The organism is Syntrophus sp. (in: bacteria), assembly GCF_040768185.1.
GTDB lineage: Bacteria > Desulfobacterota > Syntrophia > Syntrophales > Syntrophaceae > Syntrophus > Syntrophus buswellii.
On the sequence record NZ_JAXGNC010000002.1, the window covers coordinates 18,366 to 38,478 of the forward strand.

General features: G+C 56.7%; 23 protein-coding genes and 1 pseudogene. 8 read left to right on the top strand and 16 right to left on the bottom strand.

The window, feature by feature from the left end; all coding sequences use genetic code 11:
• Positions 1–11 precede the first annotated feature (11 nt).
• From AB3175_RS03065 to AB3175_RS03075, 3 genes are all read right to left on the bottom strand, one after another.
• Positions 12–1,175: a DegT/DnrJ/EryC1/StrS family aminotransferase gene (locus AB3175_RS03065; RefSeq protein ID WP_367359474.1), complete on the bottom strand. Its 1,164-nt coding sequence runs from the start codon at positions 1,173–1,175 to the stop codon at positions 12–14.
• 284 nt (positions 1,176–1,459) lie between these two features.
• Positions 1,460–3,109 carry a nucleotide sugar dehydrogenase gene (locus tag AB3175_RS03070; protein WP_367359475.1) on the bottom strand — a complete coding sequence of 550 codons (1,650 nt, stop codon included), beginning with the start codon at positions 3,107–3,109 and terminating at the stop codon, positions 1,460–1,462.
• Positions 3,110–3,276: 167 nt separating this feature from the next.
• Positions 3,277–3,555 (bottom strand): hypothetical protein, encoded by a 279-nt coding sequence (locus AB3175_RS03075; protein ID WP_367359476.1) that lies wholly within the window; start codon positions 3,553–3,555, stop codon positions 3,277–3,279.
• 628 nt (positions 3,556–4,183) lie between these two features.
• On the opposite strand from AB3175_RS03075, the gene AB3175_RS03080 reads away from it, so the two are divergent.
• Positions 4,184–4,633, top strand: a complete 450-nt coding sequence (locus AB3175_RS03080) for a hypothetical protein (RefSeq protein WP_367359477.1) — start codon at positions 4,184–4,186, stop codon at positions 4,631–4,633.
• Position 4,634: 1 nt separating this feature from the next.
• Here AB3175_RS03080 and AB3175_RS03085 read toward each other — a convergent pair whose 3' ends face one another.
• The 9 genes from AB3175_RS03085 to AB3175_RS03125 form a co-directional block, all read right to left on the bottom strand.
• Positions 4,635–5,117 carry a flavodoxin family protein gene (locus AB3175_RS03085; RefSeq protein WP_367359478.1) on the bottom strand — a complete coding sequence of 161 codons (483 nt, stop codon included), beginning with the start codon at positions 5,115–5,117 and terminating at the stop codon, positions 4,635–4,637.
• 86 nt (positions 5,118–5,203) lie between these two features.
• Positions 5,204–6,481 carry an amidohydrolase gene (locus AB3175_RS03090; protein WP_367359479.1) on the bottom strand — a complete coding sequence of 426 codons (1,278 nt, stop codon included), beginning with the start codon at positions 6,479–6,481 and terminating at the stop codon, positions 5,204–5,206.
• A 31-nt stretch (positions 6,482–6,512) separates the two neighbouring features.
• Entirely contained in the window at positions 6,513–6,731 is a 219-nt protein-coding gene (locus AB3175_RS03095) for a hypothetical protein (RefSeq protein WP_367359480.1), read from the bottom strand.
• A gap of 10 nt (positions 6,732–6,741) precedes the next feature.
• Positions 6,742–6,993: a DUF6868 family protein gene (locus AB3175_RS03100; RefSeq protein WP_367359481.1), complete on the bottom strand. Its 252-nt coding sequence runs from the start codon at positions 6,991–6,993 to the stop codon at positions 6,742–6,744.
• 105 nt (positions 6,994–7,098) lie between these two features.
• Positions 7,099–7,632: a sulfite exporter TauE/SafE family protein gene (locus tag AB3175_RS03105; protein ID WP_367359482.1), complete on the bottom strand. Its 534-nt coding sequence runs from the start codon at positions 7,630–7,632 to the stop codon at positions 7,099–7,101.
• 214 nt (positions 7,633–7,846) lie between these two features.
• Positions 7,847–8,692: a metal ABC transporter permease gene (locus tag AB3175_RS03110; RefSeq protein WP_367359483.1), complete on the bottom strand. Its 846-nt coding sequence runs from the start codon at positions 8,690–8,692 to the stop codon at positions 7,847–7,849.
• Between the two features lie 14 nt (positions 8,693–8,706).
• On the bottom strand, positions 8,707–9,450 hold the full coding sequence (locus AB3175_RS03115) for a metal ABC transporter ATP-binding protein (protein WP_367359484.1): 744 nt from the start codon (positions 9,448–9,450) through the stop codon (positions 8,707–8,709).
• An 8-nt stretch (positions 9,451–9,458) separates the two neighbouring features.
• On the bottom strand, positions 9,459–10,361 hold the full coding sequence (locus tag AB3175_RS03120) for a zinc ABC transporter substrate-binding protein (protein WP_367359485.1): 903 nt from the start codon (positions 10,359–10,361) through the stop codon (positions 9,459–9,461).
• A 92-nt stretch (positions 10,362–10,453) separates the two neighbouring features.
• Positions 10,454–10,717, bottom strand: coding sequence for a ribbon-helix-helix domain-containing protein (locus AB3175_RS03125; protein WP_367359486.1), 264 nt, complete (start codon positions 10,715–10,717; stop codon positions 10,454–10,456).
• Positions 10,718–10,967: 250 nt separating this feature from the next.
• Between AB3175_RS03125 and AB3175_RS03130 the strand changes: the two genes are divergently transcribed.
• The 7 genes from AB3175_RS03130 (at position 10,968) to AB3175_RS03160 (ending at position 16,943) form a co-directional block, all read left to right on the top strand.
• Entirely contained in the window at positions 10,968–12,413 is a 1,446-nt protein-coding gene (locus tag AB3175_RS03130; protein ID WP_367359487.1) for a sigma-54 interaction domain-containing protein, read from the top strand.
• 351 nt (positions 12,414–12,764) lie between these two features.
• Complete coding sequence (locus AB3175_RS03135; protein ID WP_367359720.1) at positions 12,765–13,616, top strand: ATP-binding protein; 852 nt, start codon at positions 12,765–12,767, stop codon at positions 13,614–13,616.
• A complete protein-coding gene (locus AB3175_RS03140) occupies positions 13,613–14,488 on the top strand; it encodes a 4Fe-4S binding protein (protein ID WP_367359488.1) in 876 nt (291 codons plus the stop codon). Before AB3175_RS03135 ends, AB3175_RS03140 begins: the two co-directional genes overlap by 4 nt.
• A 125-nt stretch (positions 14,489–14,613) precedes the next feature.
• Complete coding sequence (locus AB3175_RS03145; RefSeq protein ID WP_367359489.1) at positions 14,614–14,997, top strand: NifB/NifX family molybdenum-iron cluster-binding protein; 384 nt, start codon at positions 14,614–14,616, stop codon at positions 14,995–14,997.
• Between the two features lie 17 nt (positions 14,998–15,014).
• Positions 15,015–15,374, top strand: a complete 360-nt coding sequence (locus tag AB3175_RS03150) for a NifB/NifX family molybdenum-iron cluster-binding protein (RefSeq protein ID WP_367359490.1) — start codon at positions 15,015–15,017, stop codon at positions 15,372–15,374.
• A 122-nt stretch (positions 15,375–15,496) separates the two neighbouring features.
• Positions 15,497–15,874: a response regulator transcription factor gene (locus AB3175_RS03155; protein WP_367359491.1), complete on the top strand. Its 378-nt coding sequence runs from the start codon at positions 15,497–15,499 to the stop codon at positions 15,872–15,874.
• Between the two features lie 91 nt (positions 15,875–15,965).
• A complete protein-coding gene (locus AB3175_RS03160; protein WP_367359492.1) occupies positions 15,966–16,943 on the top strand; it encodes an arsenic resistance protein in 978 nt (325 codons plus the stop codon).
• Between the two features lie 172 nt (positions 16,944–17,115).
• Here the strand turns inward: AB3175_RS03160 and AB3175_RS03165 are convergent.
• The 4 genes and pseudogenes from AB3175_RS03165 to AB3175_RS03180 form a co-directional block, all read right to left on the bottom strand.
• Positions 17,116–17,673, bottom strand: a pseudogene (locus tag AB3175_RS03165) (iron-sulfur cluster assembly scaffold protein); the annotation flags it as partial.
• Positions 17,674–17,839: 166 nt separating this feature from the next.
• Positions 17,840–18,544, bottom strand: coding sequence for a putative Se/S carrier-like protein (locus tag AB3175_RS03170; protein WP_367359493.1), 705 nt, complete (start codon positions 18,542–18,544; stop codon positions 17,840–17,842).
• 150 nt (positions 18,545–18,694) lie between these two features.
• Entirely contained in the window at positions 18,695–19,240 is a 546-nt protein-coding gene (locus AB3175_RS03175; RefSeq protein ID WP_367359494.1) for a pyruvoyl-dependent arginine decarboxylase, read from the bottom strand.
• Positions 19,241–19,372: 132 nt separating this feature from the next.
• The gene (locus tag AB3175_RS03180; RefSeq protein WP_367359495.1) at positions 19,373–20,092 is read right to left on the bottom strand and encodes an MBL fold metallo-hydrolase; all 720 of its coding nucleotides are present in this window, start codon (positions 20,090–20,092) and stop codon (positions 19,373–19,375) included.
• Between the last annotated feature and the right edge of the window lie 21 nt (positions 20,093–20,113).

Sequence of the window (20,113 nt, forward strand, 5' to 3'; positions counted from 1 at the left end):
GATTTCCTCCTCTATATCCTGTTGATCACATCGGCAATTTTTTTCTGATCCCCTTCCTTCAGGTAAGGATGCATGGGAAGGCTGAAGATACGCTCCGCACAGTCGGCGCTGACCGGAAAATCCCCCGGTCTGTAGTCCAGGGCGGCAAAAGCGGTCTGGACATGCAGGGGTTTTGGATAATAAATCGCCGTCGGGATTCCTTCCTTCTGCAGGGCACCCTGAATGGCGGATCGCTGAAATCCGTTGCGGGCCAGAAGAGAGTATTGAGCCCAGACGGACAGGAAGCCTTGGGGGATATAGGGGACCACGATGGACCCATTCCCCGCCAGCAGGGACGAATAGCGCTCGGCAACCTGCTGCCGGAGGGTCACTTCTTCGGGAAAGAGGGAAAATTTAGCCAGGAGCACGGCTGCCTGAAACGTGTCGAGCCGGCCGTTGATCCCTACCCTGATGTTGTCGTATTTGTCGCTGCCCTTTCCATGGATCCGGACGGAAATCATGAAATCCGCCAGGGCGTCGTCATCGGTAAAACACATGCCGCCGTCGCCGTACCCCCCCAGGGGCTTTGCCGGAAAGAAAGAGGTGCAGGCGATATCGGCCAGCGAGCCGGCCTTTTTCCCGTGGTATTCCGCGCCGAAGGCTTGAGCCGCATCCTCAACGACAAAAAGGTCATGCTCCTTGGCGATGGCCTTTATCCGGTCGTAATCCGCCGGCAGTCCGAAAAGATCGACGGGAATAATTCCCCGGGGTGTCAGTGGCTGCGCATGCTTGTTTGCCGGCAGGGGGTAGAGTTGGGGATTGTTCTGTTTCACGGCTGAAATGGCCGCTTCGAGCTTCTCCGGGTCGATGTTGTACGTTCTGGGATCGATATCGACAAAAACCGGAGTGGCACCCAGCAAAGCAACCACTTCCGCCGTCGCGATAAACGTAAAGGGGGATGTGAAAATCGCATCCCCCGGACCGACCCCGTAAGCCATCAGCGCCATCAAAAGAGCGTCCGTCCCCGATGAACAGGAAATGGCATGCTTCACCCCGGTGAAGCCCGCCAGGTTGTCCTCCAGGGCCTTGACTTCCGGCCCCATGATGTACTGACCGTGATCCATGACTTTCAGGACATTTTCTTCCAATAGGTTGCGGATTCGCTGCTGCTGGGCAGCCAGATCAATAAAATCCATGAGATACCTTTCCCCGGTTCTTTTTAAAATGGTTTAAATAATCGATGATTGTAAGGGTAAAGCTCCGCATTCTCGATTACAGAAAGCAATCTTTGCGAACTCTCCAATCAAGGCCTTCCGGCATATCTTTCCGCGCTCTTTACCTTGACCACTCAATTATATACCGTTTATAAAAAATGGTTCGGCAAAAAACAACAAGCGGAGCTTATACATGATCTTCCGGAAAAATTCAACTGTTTGGGGAATCCAACCGACCTCGTTTCTGCCGGCAGCGCAAACTTTCTTCAGATCTTTCGTATCTGATCCTTCAGCCGTTTGATATGTCCGCGCCCCAACCCCTTGACCTCGCAGCCGAGAGAGAGGTAGCGGCAGATCCGGCTGTCATCGAGGATACCGAAGCAATCCACGACGGCACAGGGCTTCCCCACTTTATCCAGCAGCTCATCCGGTGAAAGAGACAGGTACGTTTGATGGCGGACGGCCAGAACCACGGCGTCGGCACCCTTGAGCGCCTCCCCCAGATCCTGCTGAATGCGGAGTTCCGTGAGCTTTTCCTGATTCCGGAAAAAGCGCGACCATGAATGCCCCGGCGCCGGATAGGTGTCCTGCTTTTCGAACTCCCACCAGTGCTGGACATAAGGATCGTGGACGGAAATTTCCCCCCCCATTTCCGTCAGTTTGCGCACGAGCATTTCGGAACCGCTGTAGCGCGTATCACCCACATCCTCGCGGTAGGAAGCGCCCAGAACGGCGATTTTTGATGCGGCAACGATCTTTCCCATATTGCGCAGGGCATCGCGGACCAGTTCCGCAGCATGGAGCGCCCGGGTGTCGTTGATGTCGATGGCCATGGGCGTCAGCTTGAAAATCTCATCGTCAAACCCCATGAGGGTCCGGTAGGCCCAGACACCCAGTCCGCCGTCCTTGGGAAGACAGTAACCGCCGATGCCGGGACCGGGGAAGATCATGTTCGAGTGGGTGGGACGCACCTTGATCGCCTGGATCACCTTGATGAGATCCACGCCGTTACGTTCGGCAAAGAGGCTCCACTCGTCGAGAAAAGCCAGCAGGGTGGCCCGGAAGGAGTTTTCTACGATCTTGCAGGTCTCACTCTCAATAGGCCGGTCCAGCACCGTCAGGGGGAATTTCTCCACATTCAGGATGTCTGAAAGGAATCGCGTCACACGCTGGCGGGCCGTTTCGTTCACCCCGCTGCAGACGCGCCAGAAATCGCGGATGGAAGCCACGTATTCCCGGCCAGGCATGACCCGCTCAAAGGAGTGTGCCAGCAGAGGTTCGGCGGAATTCAGGCCCCGCCTTTCCAAGGCTTTCTTGACGATGGGATAGGCGATGTATTCCGTTGTGCCGGGGGGAACGGTCGTTTCGATCAGGACGAGGCATTCCGGCCGGATCTTGTCGCCGATGATCCGCAGGCTCTCCTCCAGAGCGGCAATCTCCGCATGGCCTGTCTGGACGTCCCCCAGGTCTTCCTTGAAATAATCGCACTGCACGTCCACAACGACCACATCGGCCAGGGAAAGGGCATCTTCGGAAAAGGTCGCCATCAGCGTCTTCTTCTCTGTGACGCAACGGCGAATGAGCGGGACGACCTCTGGATCTTCCGCCTCCACGGGGGAAATGCCCCGGTTAAACAAGGGGATCTTCCAGAAAGACCGGACCGAGGGCCTCTGCATGCCAATGACGAACTTGTTGGGTTTGCCTGTCGCTTTGTCGACGGCGTCGGCCACGACACCGGCCATCACCGCACCGACAAAACCGAGCCCCATCACGACGACGATTTCCCGACCCAGGTCCCGCTGTGCATTCACCACCTGCTGCAGTCGTTCCAATTCTCCCGGATAGTCTTCCGGCAGAGGCAGGCTGAAGCTTTCGCCGCCCGGGCTTACTGAGAGCAATCTTTCCTCAGGATTCATAGACCTTCCTTTCTTCAACAGAAATTTATTGATTTCATGATTCACAGCGATCCATTTTCAGGGATGCCCTTCAGGACCTATCTCCGGACATGCGGAGGGACCGTTCAGCCTTCCCGTCCACAATAGAGGATCCGCCGACAGATCACAGCAAAAGACAGGCCACAGCATCATCCCGAATGCCCGATGCAAAGCGGAACGTATTGATAAGGATGAGGGCGGCCGGCCTGCACCGATGCAATGCCCCATGCGTTCGCGACACGAGCGGCGGTCCATTCATCAGCAGCTTTGGGATTGTTTTGATCGCGCAGCCATGGGATCGCCTTTTTTTTCAAAGCTCCATGACGCTGTCCCGGATCATGCCGGGCCGGGGGGAGGCCTTTTAAAAGTTGCAGGGCTTGAAGGTTTTGATCAACATGGCCGTCATCGGAAAAGGCAGCTGGTTTCATGAGGGTAACATCCGGCATCAAGAGCAGCGCTAACTGGGAAAAAAAGACGGCCCGGACCGGTCACAGCCAATAGTCGGAAAAAGCAGGTCAACCCGATTCACAAGCCGAAAACCAAGATCACATATCCTGAAAGGATGAGCCATCCTCCTGGAGATAAAAACGACGGCAGACCTTATTAAAAACCTTCCGGAAAGTCAATCTTTTTTAACCGTTCCGTGTGCCTGTTTCTCCGTAAAACGTCGTTGTTTTTTTCGCAAGATAAGTTGAATAAACCCTTTACAGACCGGATTATGAATCGGGGAAGCAGGACACGTCTCCGTCGGGAAAAAGAATGGGCTCAACGGATCCATTCCCCTCCCGAGGCAAAAATGCTTTTCTTTGACCTTCCCGATGTGATAAGCGCAGTTCTATCAAGGGACGGAGTGCAGCCTGTTGTCCACAGCATCCTGATCCGATGAGGCGCGCTGACCGCGTTGAATCGCATGGACCTTCAGCAACCGGGGAATCATTCCCCCCTGAGGTCTTCTCCCTAAGCGGAGGCCTTTCGTCTTCTTGAGAAAAAGAGCCCCCGAGAGTGGCGCCCCCCTTCGGGCATATCCCGGAAATAGACTGATTGTAAGGAGTTTCCATGCTTTCCGTTGGCGATCTCATTGATGCCTATTGTCTGCGCTGCAGACTGACCCTCTCCCACGTTATCCTCTACGAGGTGGGCGGAACCATTGACAAGGTCAAATGCAGGACCTGCGGTGCGGAGCACAAGTATCGCGGAATGAAGCCGGAAAGCCAGCGCGGCGCCGGCCTTCTGAAACGGGCTGAAGGAAGGCGGGGGACATCTGCAAGCCCCTCTTCGAAGGCCGAAAAGGCAAAACCGGTGCTCAGGGAATGGGCTCAAAAGCTTGAAGATCTCAAGGATGCAGGAGGAATCCGAACTTATTCCATCAGCGGAGCCTATTCTCCTGGAGAGGCAATCCGCCATCCGAACTTCGGAATTGGATTTGTGGAAAAGGTCATTTCCGAAACCCGGATGGATGTCCTTTTTCAGGATGCCCTGCGCCGAATGGCCATGAACATGCCCTGACCTATCCCTTGAGTTTTTTCACCAGCTCCGCCACCCTTTTTCCCAGTTTGGCTCCATTGGCCCTGGTGACTGCATCGGGCGCTCCGGCACAGGAGACGCCGTAATGTCCCGTGGCGTCCATGGGGTCTCCCACAACAATCATTCCGTAGATCAAAAGGACCTGGAGCAGGGAGATCAGGGTCGTTTCCTTGCCGCCGGAAAGGTCTCCCGACGTGGCAAAGGCGGCGCCGACCTTATCGGCCATTTTCGGGCGGACCCCTACGAAGGAATCCAGCATGGCCTTCATCTCCCCGGCCATCCCGCCAAAGTAGACGGGGGAGCCGATGATGATTCCATCAGAGTGGAGAAAGTCCTCTTTCGTCACCTCGGCGATCGGCTTCAGCAGACAGTCCACGGAATCCACCTCCTGAACGCCCCGGGCCACCTCCCCGGCCAACTCTTTCGTGTGACCTGTCCGGGAAAAATACGTAACCAGAACCTGCATCTTGACACCTCCTGATGTATAAATGAATGGACCTGTGCGGCAACGGATTTGTCTCGGGAATCTCTTCCGCCACCCTTCCGCCGCCGCTATTTCTCCTGGCCCGGAACCTTTGTTAACTCCAGGACAGCTGATGTCATGGCGGCAATCCCGCTCTGAATCGTCGGTTTCGGAACGGGCGCCAGATAGGGGCTGTGCAGGGGGGGCATGTTTCCCCTGGGATCCGCCATGCCCAGCCCGAAAAAGCAAAGGGGGATCCGCGGCTCTGTCAGGCCGAAATGGGCGAAATCCTCCGACACCGTTAACACGGGCATTTCAAGAACCCTGGAACGCCCGAAGGTCCGCCGGAATCGGCGAGCAAGCCTGCGGGTGAGCCTGGGATCGTTGTAAAGCGCCGGCGTGTAACCCCGGAGAGAAAGCCGTGGGAAACGGTTTTCTGGAATTCCGGCAGCCCAGGCAATTCCGTCAGCGGTCCGTTTAATGGAGCTGATGATCCGGTCGTGCTGTTCACGGCTCAGGGCCCGGATGCTGATCTGGAAGAAGGCCTTTTCCGGGATGATATTGTCCCTCGCGCCGGCGTGAATGGAGGAGACGGTGAGGACCACCGGTTCCGAGGGATCGGTTTCGCGGCTGATCAGGGTCTGAAAGGCCAGGATCATCTGAGCCGACAGGACGATGGGATCAATGGCCTCATGGGGCCGGGCGGCATGCCCTCCCTTTCCGAACACGGTGAGCTCCACCGCTGTCGAACCGGCAAACCAGTAGCCTTCGCGGTAAAAGAGGGTTCCCACCGGTTCAGGCAGTACGTGAAGACCAAGGATAAAGGCGGGGCGGGGAAATCGGGAAAAGAGGCCATCGGCGATCATGGCCGCTGCGCCGCTGGCGTTCTCTTCCGCCGGCTGGGCAACCAGGACCAGGGTTCCCCGCCAGAGATCCCGGGCCTGCCCAAGCCATCGAGCCGTTCCGATAAGAACGGTCATGTGGACATCATGGCCGCAGGCGTGCATGACGCCGACGTTCTGACCCGCCTCCGTAAGCGTCCTGATCCGGCTCGCATAGGGAAGCCCGGTTTTTTCCGTAACCGGCAGAGCGTCGAGATCCGCCCGGATCATCACCACCGGCCCGGGACCGTTTTCCAGGACCCCCACCACGCCATAACCGCCAATCCGCGACGAAGTCCGGAAACCGGCCTTTTCCATCTCGGCCGCCATCCGGCGCGACGTTTGTTCCTCCTTTCCGGAAAGCTCCGGAAAACGGTGGAGATCCTGGTACAGGCTCTCCAGGAGGGGATATTCCTCATTCTGGCAGGCCATGATCGCGTTGAGCAGGCCATTCCTTTCGAGATCGGGACGTTTTCCGGAACGCATGCAACTTCCTTCTAAAATTTCAGTCTCTTCTTCATTCCCCGCATGGCGGCCATCCGCATTTTCCGGCATCCTGCAGGAATTTAAAGAGGCTGTCAGCGGCGGTCCTTCCGGCATTGAGGCATTCCGTGCCCCGGTTGCCGCCGGCGGAAGCGGTCTTTTCAGGGACTTCAAAATCCGCAACGATCCGGGGATCGATTTCTTCCGCTTTACTTGAGCCTTGAACACGACCCCGCATCTCTTTTGACTGCACCGGGCTGATTTCATTTTTTGCCGCCGGCAATGTGCAGGGCCAGCCAGGGAGCCAGGTTGAAGAGCCACGTTCCTGCTTTGAACAGGGCCATGCCAGTATAGTGAATCGCATCAAACGTCTCAACAGATATTTGAAACCATCGCCCATGAAGGCGATACATCCAGTCGTGAGCTAGAGCAAAAAACAGAAACCAGACGAGCAGAAGGCACAGGTTGATCAGGGTGCACCAGCCCAGAGCATTCCGAATATCCCTCAAAGCCATGACGTTTCCTCCTTGAAGAGATCGGGTCGACTGCGGCGGAAGGGGAGATCGGCCTCTCCCCCCGTCGCCCGGATCTTCTTCTGTCCAGTCCTTCCATGACCGCCTTCAGGGCAGCTGGCGCACCGCACTGTATACAAGATAGACGCCCAACCCCATGACAAAAACCCCGAAGGCCAGCTTCAGATGGGGGCCGCTGAGGCGGTTGGAAAGGATCGCACCGAGCCAGCCGCCCACAAACAGGGCGGCGGCAACGATGAGGGCGGCCTTCAGGTTGACCTGCCCGTGGCGGTAATATTCCAGCACGGCGGCAAGCCCCACGGGGGGGAGCAGGACGGCAAGGCTGGTTCCGATCGCGGAATGGGTGGAAAACCCGGCCAGATAGATCAGAGCGGGAACGATGAGCACCCCACCACCGATTCCGAACAAGCCGGCGGCGATTCCGGAAAAAAGCCCGATCAGGGTCAGTAGAATCAGCGAAGCGGGATGCATGGAAAAGATCCCCATGGTTCCGGGCATGACGGATATGTGAAGAGGGAAAGAGGAATTTTCATCGGAACCGATTTTTTCTTCCGGAAAATGGCCAACGGACCGGGGCCAATCCGGGGAATCAATAGAATTGACGAGTAATTTCAGACACATTCTGCCACAGGGCCCTGCCTGTGTCAAACAAAAACGGCAGAAACCACCAGAGGCGAAACACCGGGGCGGAGTTCCGAACAGTAGAACAGCCTCAGGGATTTGAGCTCCCCGTAACAGTCCGCCTGGATTCAGGCGGGTTCGCCCCTCAGGGGCCGGATCGGCCGTTTGCCATCAAGCCGCTGCAGGGCAGACAGCCCGGAATGAGAGGGCGGCGTCACCGTCGCAGCCTGAAAACCCTTACGCTTAAAACAACCAGGAGGTAAACCATGCCGGCAATGATGATCGTGGTGGCGCCCGCCGGAAGATCCGGCCCGTAGCTGACGGCCAGGCCGGCCGCAGTAAAAAGGGCGGTGAGCAGCGTGGAGAGAGCCATCATGTGCCACAGCCTGTTTGTCAGCTCCCCGGCCACGGCGGCGGGCAGGGTTATCAGCGCAATGACCATGACGATGCCGACCACCGTCACCAGAAGGACCACCGTCAGAGCCGTCAGGCACAGAAGCACCAGGTAGAACCATTCTACACGGATGCCCCGGAGCCGGGCGAATTCCTCGTCGAAGCACAGGGCGAGAAACTGGTTGTAGAAAAGCACACCGATCATCACGACCAGGACATCGAGTCCAGCGATCATCCAGATGTCCCGGGGCGAAACCATGAGGATGCTCCCGAAGAGATAACTCATGAGATCTTCACTATAGCCCGGGGTCCTGTAAATGAAAAGGATTCCCGCAGCCATGCCGATGGCCCAGAGAGAGCCGATCACCGTATCCTCCCGCTGGCGCGCCCTCATGCTCACGACACCGATGATCACCGCGGACGCAAGGGCTGCGAAGACGGCGCCGTAGAGAGGATGCAACCAGTCCATGCCATAGACCGTCTGGCAGTAGCGTGCGGCGCCGAGGCCGCCAAGAACGGTGTGGGCAATGCTTCCGGCAATATAGGTGATGCGCTTGGTCACGACATAGCTGCCGATAATTCCACAGGCAACGCTCACCAGCAGACCGGTGAGAAGAGCGTACTGGAGAAAGGGGTATCGAGGAAGATCCGTCAGGAAAGCAGTCATTTTCCAGCCCTTTGTCAACCTTTGAGATTGTGCCGCACCATGCGGACATCGGAACCGTACAGATCAGCAATGACCTCACCGGTGACGGCCGTCGTGGGATGCACCTTGACCCGGCGGTTGACACAGATGACGCTCTCCACATACTGGGACACAAACCCCAGGTCATGGCTGACAACAACAACGGCAATGCTCTCGCTCATGGCATGGAGAAGCTCAAAAAGCTCCGTTTCCACCGCCATATCCACGTTGGAAGTCGGCTCATCCAGGAGGAGCAGTTCCGGTTCGGCGGCCATGGCCCTGGCAATGAGGACCCGCTGGCGCTGACCCCCGGAAAGGGCACTGAAGGGGCGATGACAGGCGTTATCCATTTCCAGCCTGCGCAGTGCTTCAAGGGCCATGGCCCTGTCCGCTTTGCCGTATGGGCCGAATCGCAGGCTTTTTCCTACACCGAGCCGGCCCATGAGGACAACATCCAGCACGCTGACGGGAAAATCCGGGTCAAACTGAACATATTGTGGCATGTACCCGATACGGGTCCGGGCCTTTTCGGGGGGTAGCCCAAAGACCTCGATCGTCCCCCGGGAAGGCCTGAGAAGCCCGAGCATGAGCTTCAGCAGCGTGGATTTTCCTCCGGCATTGGGACCGACAATGGACATGAAGGTCCGCTCCTGAATCGTGAAGTTCACATCTTCCAGGATCGGCGCCCCGCCATAGGAAAAGCTGACATTTTGAAAGGTGACAACAGAATTTTCGGCCATGGTTGCTTTCAGCGAAGCCCCTTTTCAACCTCGATTGCAATTTTCTCCATATTTTCAAGGTAATCAGGCGCCAGGGGATTGATGGGAACCACGACTCCCCCGATGGCCTTTGCGATAATTTCCGCACCCTTTCTTGAGAACTGCGGCTGTACAAACATGACTTTGACCTTGTCCCTCTTCGCCCGATCGATCAGATCAGCCAACTGCCTCGCACTGGGCTGCTTGCCTTCAACTTCGATCGGAATCTGCTTCAGGCCGTAAGCTTCGGCAAAGTAGCCAAAGGCCGGATGATAAACATACATCCTGCCGCCCCTGAAGGGCGCAAGGGAACGGGCAATCCGCGCATCCACCCGGTCCAGATCCGCCAGGAAGGCCTTCAGATTGGCCTCATATTCCTGCCTGTGAAGGGGGTCCAGCTGCTGAAGGGCCATCTGGATGTTCCGGGCCTGGATCTTCACAAGCTTTGGATCCATCCAGATGTGTGGATCAGGTTCTTTCCCCCCCTGTACCGCAGACCTCTTCTCATGCCCCTGCCCATGATCGTCGTGGCGTTCGTCAAGATATCGGAAAGGAACCCCCCTGTGGGTCTCCACGATCAAGAGATTCCTGTGTATTTGCCTGATTTTTCTCATAACCCCCTTTTCAGCGGGTACGCCTATGGAGAAAAAAGCCCTTGCCGCAGCAAGTTTCGCCATCTGCTTCGGCGTCGGTTCATAACTGTGGGGCGACTGCCCCTCTCCGATGAGAACGGTCACATCCACGCGATTTCCGCCCAAGCGCTCCAGGAAGAAGGCCTGAGGCACAATGCTCACAAATACTGGGATTCCGGGCTGTACCGCCTGCCCCCCGGCCAATGGCAACCACACGATCAACACGAACAGAAGCACGACAACGGTGCCAATTTTTTTCACTGAAACGATCTCCCTTTTCTTCTTTTTACACGCGCCCGATTGTTGGATTCTTTCTGCAAAAGGCCCCGACGCCGGTGCGGTTCTTCCGTCGGCTACTCATTCTCTTTCCTCGAACACTCGATGAAAAGCTCATGGCAGTCCTCGCACGTTTTGACGGTATGATGCTCCGCAAATATTTCCCAGTGTTCTTTCTGCTTAGGAGTCAGGATGCCTGTTCCCCGGCACAGGGGGCATACATTATCGAGGGCCGACATAACGGCCGCCCTGATAAACTCCGATCGATTGGGGATATTTTTTATAACCCCCAAAAGATCATCATCCACCTTGAAGGTGATGATCCCTTCCTTCTTCTTCATCGCCGCACTCCCGAAGCTGATGCTTAAGTATTATTTAGTAATACCGGGGTGTCAAGGGTTATTCGCGGAATGAGACGATTTTACCCGGCAGGAATACCGGTCAGCGATGACCTGCCCGGCCATTTCAACAGCCGTTGGCCTCCGTGACGGACTTGACGCCACATCCCCCTGTCATTGGGGGGGGACCCCCTCGGAAGGCCGGGGTCCGGACGATGAAAACCGGAGCGGGCCTACCGAAGAAAGGGTGGCAATGCAGCGCACTTTAGTGGTAAGGGAAGCATGCGAAGCCCAACAGGGAACAGCCCACAACAATATGACGGTTCAGGCAATGAGGAACGACCGGGAAAATCAGACGCAGATTATTCTTGACAGCATCGAAGACGGTGTCTTCACCGTCGATTCCGAATGGAAGATCACATCCTTCAATCGCGCCGCCGAGAAAATTACAGGCATACCGAAAGAGGAGGCCCTGGGGAAGAAATGCCGCGAGGTTTTCAGGACCAGCATCTGCGATACGTCGTGCTCTCTCAGGCATACCGTCGAAACGGGGCAATCCGTTGTCAACCAGCCCATATTCATCGAAAATGCCGAAGGACGGCGCGTCCCCATCAGCATCTCCACCGCCCTCCTTAAAAACAAAAAGGGGCAGGCCGTCGGCGGGGTCGAGACCTTCAGGGATCTCAGCCTGGTGGAAAATCTCCGCAAGGAGTTGTACAACCGCCAGTCCTTCCACGACATCATCAGCAAGAACAAAGAGATGCATCGTCTTTTCCACATTGTGGAACAGCTGTCCGACAGCGACGCCACGGTTATCATCTCAGGCGAAAGCGGAACCGGCAAGGAATTGTTTGCAAAGGCCATTCATTCCATGAGTTCGAGAAAGGACGGCCCTCTGATCACGATCAACTGCGGAGCCCTGCCGGACAATCTCCTTGAATCGGAATTGTTCGGCTACAAGGCCGGGGCCTTTACAGACGCCAAGAAAGACAAGCCCGGACGCATCACCCTGGCCCATGGTGGAACCCTGTTCCTGGACGAAATCGGAGACATCTCGCCGGCCATGCAGGTCAGGCTCCTCCGCGTTCTTCAGGAAAAGGTTTTTGAGCCACTTGGAGGAACCAAATCGGAAAAGGTGGATGTGCGGATCATTGTGGCAACCAATAAAGATCTGGAAAAGCTTGTCAGAGAAGGGGCCTTCCGGACGGACTTCTACTACAGGATCAATGTGGTCAACCTTTATCTCCCCCCTTTGAGGGAACGGAAGGAGGACATTCCCCTCCTGGCGGAACACTTCATTGGAAAATTCAACCGCCGCAAGGGAAAAGACATTCAGGGCTTTCAGCCGGAGGCGCTGGCGGTTCTCATGTCCCACGATTATCCCGGCAATATCCGGGAGTTGGAGAACATCATCGAATATGCGATGGTCGTCTGCAGAAACGGCCTGATCGACAGAAAACACCTTCCCGATTACCTCCTTCAGGGATCCGGCCGAGCAGACCCAAAGGGTCTGTCTTCCGAACCAGGAACGATTTCCATGAAGGGGCAGGAAAAGGAGTTTATTTACAGTGCCCTGGCCGAAAACAACTGGTCCAGGAAACGCACGGCAGCCAGACTGGGCATTCACCCCGCAACCCTGTGGCGAAAAATCAAGCGGCTGAATATCGAGCTTCCCAGACAGGACGGACGATCCAAATAACCCGATTCCGCCTTTGTGATCCCGGCAGGGCATCTCCAGGCGGTATTGCATCGTTGCACTTGTGCAAAGAAGAGATTGCATTATTGCAATTGCGCCTCCATCTCCTGATCGCCCCCATCAAAGAATTTTCATCCATTTCGTTTGATTAACCAGGTAGATACATGACACGCCCCTGCCGGTTTTTTTTAATGGCATGGTCCATGCCATTACAAAAAACCGGCAGGCATCCCTCTGACGGAGGTTCCGGTAAAGGGTGATGAGGTTCACCCGAAAAGCACCTGATGCGAACAAGACGGGAACGGTCTGGCGATACGTTGGATGGATGTATTTTCAAGCAAACAGGAGATGATGATGATCATCAGCGTGGCAAGCGGAAAAGGCGGAACGGGAAAGACAACGGTGGCGACCAATCTGGCCGCTTCCGTGGGCGGGAAGGTCCTCCTCATGGACTGCGATGTGGAAGAGCCCAATGCCCATCTGTTTCTCAATCCGGTCTTTGAATCCACCCGCACGGTTACGACACCGGTCCCTGAAATTGATGAAGAAAAATGCACCCGCTGCGGGAAATGCGCCGAAATCTGCCAGTTTCGGGCACTGGTCGTCCTGGGCCAGACGGTGTTGTCCTTCGAAAATCTCTGTCACAGCTGCGGAGGCTGCGAAATGGTGTGCCCCGTTAAGGCCATCCGGTGGAAGGAGCGGGGACTGGGAACCATCCGGAAGGGGCGACGCAATGGGCTTGAATTCGTGGACGGACAATTAAGAATCGGAGAGGCGATGTCTCCCCCTCTCATAAGAGAAGTCCGCGCCCAGACGGCAGCGGAGGGACTGACGATCATTGACGCGCCGCCGGGCACATCCTGTCCCGTCATCGCGGCCATGAAGGGAGCCGATTTCGTTCTTCTGGTCACGGAGCCGACCCCCTTCGGCCTCCATGACCTGAAACTGGCGCTCGGGGCGGTCAGAATGCTCGGCATCCCCTGCGGCCTGGTCATCAACCGCTCCGACATAGGGTATGGGAAGGTGAAGGAATACGCCAGGGAGGAATCGCTCCCGGTCCTGATGGAAATCCCCTTCGATCGAGGCATTGCCGAGGCCTATTCCCGGGGTGAACTTCTGTCTGAAAACATGCCGGGATGGAAGGAAAAGTTTATGGAGTTATACCGGCGCATCGACTCTCTTGTGAAACGGGAAAAGTCCTCATGAAAGAACTGGTTGTTATAAGCGGAAAAGGGGGAACGGGAAAGACAAGCCTCACCGCGGCTTTCGCATCGCTCGCGAAGGGCATGGTCCTCTGTGATGCCGATGTGGACGCTGCGGATCTACACCTGCTCATGGCGCCGGAAATCATCGAACGGCATGATTTTCAGGGCGGCCATAAAGCGATCATCAATCCGGAGAAATGCCTGAGATGCGGCCTCTGCCGCGATCTATGCCGCTGGAGCGCCATTGATGAGGATTTTATTGTCTCGCACCTAGACTGCGAAGGCTGTGGAGTTTGCGTGTATTTCTGCCCGGAAGAGGCCATCGACTTCCCGTTGAGCACATGCGGTGAATGGTTTATTTCCCGGACACGTTTTGGCCCCATGGTCCACGCCAGGCTGGGAATTGCGGAGGAGAACTCAGGAAGGCTGGTGACCGTCGTGAGGCAGCAGGCGGCAAAGCTGGCTGAAGAGCAGAAGCTGGATCTGATCTTGACAGACGGACCGCCCGGGATAGGGTGTCCCGTCATTGCATCCATCGGAACGGCCAGCGCCGTGCTCATTGTGGTGGAGCCCACCTTATCGGGAAAGCACGATATGATGAGGGTTGCCGAGCTGGCTGGGCAGTTCAGAATCCCGGCCATGGTCTGCGTCAACAAATCCGACCTGAACCCGGATGAAACCGGGGCCATAGAGGACCTGGCAAGGGGAAAGGGCATTGAAGTCCTTCCGGGGGTCCCCTTTGACCCGGTCTTCACGAAGGCCATGGTTCAAGGTCAAACCCTGCTTGAGTATGATCCCCGGTCCGAGGCCGCGCTCAGGGTCAGTCGAATCTGGGAAAGGATTGCGGAAAGGCTGCAGATCAACCAGGCCTGACCGGGCAGTTTTCAAGAGGGCGCCCTTCCAGGCCACGGCCGGGAATTGGAAATCCTGCCATTGCCAGGTGTCCGAAGAAGAGAAGATAAAAACGATTAGATCGTAATTTAAGGAGGATATGAAAAATGAAGGATGGAAGAATCGCTATTCCGTCAATGGAAACCGGCGGCCTCGATGGCCACAGATCAGGCCATTTCGGCCATTGCGACGTCTTTACCCTGGTGGACGTTAAAGGCGGCGAAATCGAAAACGTAAGCACGATTGCAAATCAGAGCCACGTCCAGGGGGGGTGCATGGTGCCTGTTAACCTGCTGGCACAGCACAATGTGAATGCGCTGGTCGTCGGCGGGATCGGGTTGAGGCCCCTGATGGGTTTCCGCCAGGTCGGCATCAATGTGTACTATGATGTGACGCGGCCTGAAATCAGGCCCGTTGTTGAAGACCTCATCGCAGGGAAACTGCCCATGATCGAGGATGACCAGGTCTGCGGCGGTGGTGGCGGAAGATAGGAGGGAGGAGACCCGTAATGAAAATTGCCGTCACATCTCAGGGCAGGGAACTTGATTCCCAGGTCGATCCCCGCTTCGGCAGGGCGGCCTATATCCTTATCGTGGATTCGGAAACCATGGCGTTCGAGGTTCTGGACAACAGGGAGAATGTGAATTCTCTTAAAGGGGCGGGCATCCAGGCTGCGGCCGACGTCCACAACAAGGGCGCGGCAGTCCTGCTCACCGGCTTCTGCGGACCCAACGCCTTCAAAACCCTCAATGCCGCCGGCGTAAAGGTTGCGAATGACGCCTCCGGCACGGTAAGAGAAGCCGTTCAGGCGTTTCTGGACGGAAAGCTGACTTTTGCAGACAAGGAGAATGTGGAAGGTAACTGGTAACTCAATAACGAAAAGCCATAAAAGCGGGACAGGGCCGACGGCGAGGGGCAGGATCAGCAAACCGCCGGCAATCCCTGTCCTTTTTTAGCTGCGGCTCGCGGATGACGATTCAGGGGGATGTCATGCTGAAAATATTGTTGGTGAGGCGGGATGCCGATTCGTTGAGCAGCCTGTCATCCGCCCTGGGCGGATACAAAGAGGTTGAACTGGAGACGGCTTCATCGGGAGAAGAGGCCTTGACGCTGCTTTCAGGCCGCACGGCGGATCTCGTCGTGGCCGACGAAAACCTGGGGGACATGACGGGCATTGAACTGTCACGGAGACTTGTGAACGTCAACCCCATGATCAATTGTGCGGTCGTGAGCTCTCTGTCGCCGGAGGAATTCCATGAGGCCACCGAGGGACTGGGAATCATGTCCCAGTTGCCGGAACATTCAACGGCACATGATGCTGAAATAGTGATAAGCACCTTGAAGTGCATCAAGGGGATTCTGGATTAGGCGATCCGGCTCACCCGCTGATCAAGGGGCTCCACTGTCTCATGGCCCGGCATGATCGCAGCGGATCCCCTCCTGGAGAAAACATCGCGCCATGTGGTCTTTTCTTTCGTCCATCAACAAGAATCTGGTCATCGCCATCCCCCTTTTGATGGCGGCCGGATTTTGTTACGGCTTGGTCACCGATGCCGGGTGGGTCAAGTCCCTGATCGTCCCCTTCACCTTCCTGATGGTCTATCCCATGATGGTGACCCTCAGGATAAAGAAGGTGCTGGAGGGGGGCGACGGCAGAGCCCAGCTCCTAACCCAGCTCATCAATTTCGCGGTCATTCCCTTCGCCGCCTTCGGTTTGGGAAAAATATTCTTCCCCGAAAGCCACTTCATGGCCCTGGGCCTGCTCCTGGCTTCCCTGGTTCCCACAAGCGGGATGACCATTTCCTGGACAGGCTTTGCCAAGGGCAATCTTGAGGCGGCCGTGAAAATGACGGTGATAGGCCTCATCCTCGGATCGCTGGCCACGCCCTTTTACGTGCAATGGCTCCTGGGAACCCAGGTCACCGTCGATACGGCGGCCGTCATGACGCAGATCGCCTTCATCGTCTTTCTTCCCATGGCCGCGGGCTTTGCCACCCAGCAGGCCCTGGTGGCGAAGGTGGGACAGAAGGGCTTCCAGGACATTTGGGCGCCCCGCTTTCCGGCCCTGTCCACCATCGGCGTTCTGGGAATCGTATTCATCGCCATCGCTGTAAAGGCCCGGGCGGTTGCCGAACAGCCTCAGCAGCTGATCGGCATCTTTGTGCCTCTTTTGCTTCTCTATCTTTTCAATTACAGCCTGAGCACGATAACGGGAAAAAGCCTGCTTCCCAGGGGAGACGCCATCGCCCTGGTCTACGGCACCGTGATGCGCAACCTTTCCATCGCCCTGGCCATCGCCATGAACGCCTTCGGCCCCCGGGGGTCTGAAGCGGCTCTGGTCATCGCCCTGGCCTACATCATCCAGGTCCAATCCGCCGCCTGGTACGTGAAGCTGACGGATCGGATCTTCGGGCCGGCAGCTCCGGCGAAGCCCTGATCCCTCCCGAAACACCGCAAATCCCGGGCAGGACCGCTCTTCTCGACAGGGGTCCCCCCCCAGCCGCCCGTCAGCCCGCTCCCTGGCATGTATCCCCTTTCACGTCCAGGCCTTCTGCAACAGCCGGAAATTTCCCGATCTGCACCAATTTCTGACCGCGAGGCTTGCGGGCTTCGGCGCGCACCCAACCGAGAATCCTCTGGATCTTCCCATGGCAGCTTCCGCAGCCGCCCCCCGCCTTCGTGTAGTTCGTCACGTCTTCCAGGGCATCCAGACCATTTTCTGAAACGGCCTTCAGAATTTCCTGATCCGTCACGCCGAAGCATTCACAGATAATCTCTTCTGCTTCGGTTTCCCCCGGCTGCCCTCTATAGTAGGCAATCGCTTTTTCGAGAACCTGCTCCCCAAGAACGGAACAGTGCATCTTCTGCGGAGGCAGCCCCCCGAGGGAAGCGGCGATGTCCTGATTTGTGATCTTTTCAGCCTCTTCCACGGTCAAGCCCTTGAGCATCTCCGTCAAGGCCGACGCCGCCGCAATCGCACTGGCGCAGCCGAATGTTTTGAATTTCGCCTCCGTGATCCTTTTGTTTTCATCCACTTTGAACGTCAGGCGCAGTACGTCGCCGCAGGCAATGGAACCGACTTCCCCCACACCGTCTGGATCGGCGATTTCCCCTACATTGCGGGGTTTCCAGAAGTGCTCCATGACCTTATCCGTATATTCCCACATTGCTGCAACTATTTCCTTTTCATCAGAGATGGATGTCTCCGGCAAAAGACATCTTCGAGGTTTTTCAGGACACGCCCTTTCAACCTTTAAAAAACTGCCGTTTCGAAACAGATCCGTCAAACGTCGCTCACGGCTTCAGATCCTCCTTCCGGATCCTTATTTCTTTTCAGAGGGCAGCCAGGTGTTCCCAGGGAACCTTTTCCCGCAGGGCCTCACCGACCCGCTCCTGCTGATCCCGGCTGATCCGCAGGCAAACGCCGCAGTCGGAACTGAGATGGCGGGGAACGGGAATGATCTTGTAGCTGATCCCGAGTCCCTTGAGGATTTTTTCCGCCTTCATGACGTAGTTGGCAGAAGGAAAAAGGTAGACCACATAGCCCGCTCCCACCGTCCTGGAAACGCCGTCCGGGATGCCCCGATCACCCGTTGCAGGGCCGGCCCCACTGCCCTCTTCTCCACGGAAGTTCCCCCCGGGGTTCTTCTGCCTGTAATCGGAGAGAGCCTTCTTCAAGGTCGTCTCGGCCAGAACAGCGCAGTGCATGTGCGTGTCCGGCAGCTTCCCGACCCGCTCCAGGATGGCCGTCGTATCGATGGTGTTCAACTCCGGAAACGTCTTGCCGCGGGCAAGCATCCCCACCGTCTCCACGCACATCTTGCTGATCGCGCAGCCATCGGTCCAGCAATGAACATCCTCGACCTTCGGTCCGTTGAACTTCAGGGCGATCTCCATGGTGTCACCGCATGAACCGGTCACCTTCGCAATCCCGTCGGGATTCTCCATGAGAGAATTCAGATAATAGTGAAGAACGAACCACAGAAGGGCCACCCCTGTGATCGCCAACACCGTCATCAGCAGATTGAAGACCGTCATTCCCATTCTCCGGTTGGTGCGGATCCATATCACGGCCCTGCCTCGAGGGCCTGACAAGAGCTCCTAAATATCACCCTGACGTTGGAATTGGAATAATTTCTTTTCGACGGCTTCCCTGCAAGGATGGTCGCCTTCCCCTTGTGCGAATCTTCAGGAAAACACGAATACGGCGGCCGCCAGGACGGTCGTGTAATCCGTGCCTTTTACGATACTGGACTGAGTGACGTTTCTGGTGCCCACAATCTTTCCGCTGATTTTAAAAATCTCCTTTTTTTCATCCCAGCTTTCTTCAATGTTAAAATCGATTCCCAAGGTGGACGCCAGCATCGCCGCCGCCAGATCTTCCGCATACTCTCCGGCCTGCCTTTCCGTCTGCCCGAAGGCGTGATGTTCGCTGATGTAACCGTAAGTGGTCTTATCCGCCGGGATGGCGCAGCCGACAGAGGCCGCCAGCAGCCTTCTGGGTTCATTGCTGGCGCAGCGGCTCATGACGCAGTAGGTGATTGAGCCGGGTTTCAAAAAACGCAGGCCTTCCGTTCTCGAAATCACCCGGCAGCCGGGAGGCATGATGCTGGACACCTGCACCAGATTGCACTTTTCGATTCCCGCATCCCGAAGGGCCAGTTCAAAGGAGTGCAGCTCCGCCCGATGAGTCCCAACGCCTTTCGTGAAGAAAATTTTATTTGGTAAAAACATGTTATTCCGTTTCCCTTATGCGTAATGCCCGGAGTTGAGAATCCCGGACCGTTTTTATTTTTGATGGAACAGGCGGAAGCGGCGGGTTATTTGCCCGATGTTCCGCGCCTTCCGCAGGTTTCAGGGCCATCTTCAATCCGATTGCGTATTGATCAGGCCGCCCTCCTCCACATCGAGAAAGCGGTTCCCGAAGGCATCGCGCAGCATCTGGACAGCAAGTTCCCCCGTACAATGCGTTGGAGCGACCCGCTGAACGCCGAACATCCGCAAAGCGGCAATTTCCACCGATATCTCTTCCCTGGAGCTGTTCAGCAGGTGAAAACCGCCCATCAACAGGGTAACCGGGTCGGGAAACCGTCTCCGCACGCACTGAAGGATCGGGGAAAGGCCCGGATGAGCGCATCCCGTCAGAACGGAAAGCCCCGGCGGCTCCTGAATCACCATAAACTGCTCCCACAGGGGATTCCCGCTCCACGTTCCGGCGATTTCGCCCGACAGGAAAACGCTCTTTTCAATTTCGAGCCAATCGGCCGCTTCCACCACCGGCATTCCCAACCCCTTGATCCAGGCCTTTACCGAACGTTCCGTGGAGGGGCAGATATAGACGGTGGCCTTTGGATTCTGCTCTGCAAGCGCCACCAGACCGTCCACATGGTCCCAATGCTCGTGGGAGAGGACGACATGCCGGATCCGGGAAACGTCTTCAGCCGTGCGGCAGAGGTTCTCCCGGAACACGGACGGCATGCCGAAGGTATCAAGAAGCACGGAGTTCCCGAGGAGGAGTGACAGACCCCATCGCCTCTCTCTGCGCTCCCGGGGGGTCGACCCTGTCGCCACGACTCGAATGTTCATGGCGTCACCGTGGACGTTCCG